1 protein-coding gene is annotated in these 1,242 nt (G+C 61.7%); it reads left to right on the top strand.

The genetic code is table 11. The annotated features are described in order from the left end of the window. On the top strand, positions 1–1,218 hold a 1,218-nt coding region (manD, locus tag IV500_RS21130; protein ID WP_196398786.1), incomplete at its 5' end, for a D-mannonate dehydratase ManD. Positions 1,219–1,242: the final 24 nt, after the last annotated feature.

Here is a 1,242-nt window from a genome sequence, read left to right as displayed (position 1 = left end):
GCTGCTGATGTGGTTGTTAGTAGTCCGTCGAGGAATTTTGTGACGTTGAAGATCACCACGGATGAGGGTTTTACGGGGTTGGGGGATGCGACGTTGAATGGGCGTGAGCTCGCCGTTGCAGCGTACCTGACCGAGCATGTGGTGCCGTTGTTGGTGGGGCGGGATCCGCACCGGATCGAGGACACCTGGCAGTTCCTGTACCGGAGCGCCTACTGGCGTCGGGGGCCGGTGACGATGGCGGCGATCGCGGCGGTGGATATGGCGTTGTGGGATATTAAGGGCAAGGTCGCGGGTCTGCCGGTGTATCAGCTGCTCGGCGGCGCCTCCCGGACGGCCCTGCGCACCTACGGGCATGCCTCCGGCCGGGATTTGCCGGAGTTATTCGACTCGATCCGCCAGCACCTGGAGGAGGGGTATAAATCCATCCGGGTGCAGACCTCCATCCCGGGCATCAAGGCCCTCTATGGTGTTGCGGCCCAGGCACAGGCGACCGGCGAGCGCTATGATTATGAGCCGGCCGGCCGCGGAGCCCAGCCGGCGGAGGAGGATTGGGATACCCGGGCGTATCTGCGGCATGTGCCCACTGTCTTTGAGGCTGTCCGCAACGAATTTGGTCCGGAGTTGCCGTTGCTCCATGACGGGCATCACCGGATGACGCCGATTCAGGCTGCGAGGCTGGGGAAGGCGTTGGAGCCTTACGATTTGTTCTGGTTGGAGGACTGCACGCCGGCGGAGAACCAGGACGCCTTCCGGCTGGTCCGCTCGCATACGACGACGCCGTTGGCGGTCGGTGAGGTGTTTAACACCGTTTTTGATTTCCAGACCCTGATCCGTGAACAGCTGATTGATTATGTGCGGGCCGCGTCCACGCACTTCGGGGGAATTTCGCCTTTGAAGAAGGTCATGGACTATGCCGCGCAGTACCAGATTAAGTCCGGTTTCCATGGTCCCACCGATGTTTCCCCGGTCGGGTTGGCCGCGCAGACGCATCTGGGGCTGGCGATCCATAACTTCGGGATTCAGGAATACATGGAACACAGCGGGACGACGAACACGGTCTTTGAACAATCCATGACCTTCGCCGACGGGTACCTGCATCCGGGGGAGAAACCCGGACTCGGTGTTGAACTCAATGAAGAAGCCGCTGCGTCCTTCCCGTACCAGCAGGCGTACCTGCCCTACAACCGTCTGGCCGACGGCACGGTGCATGACTGGTGAAAGCGCTTACCCCGGTCCCGGTCC

This window comes from Arthrobacter terrae, assembly GCF_015708085.1.
Lineage (GTDB): Bacteria > Actinomycetota > Actinomycetes > Actinomycetales > Micrococcaceae > Arthrobacter_M > Arthrobacter_M terrae.
Note: the sequence above shows the minus strand (reverse complement) of the source record. Positions and strands in the feature narration are given on the sequence as shown.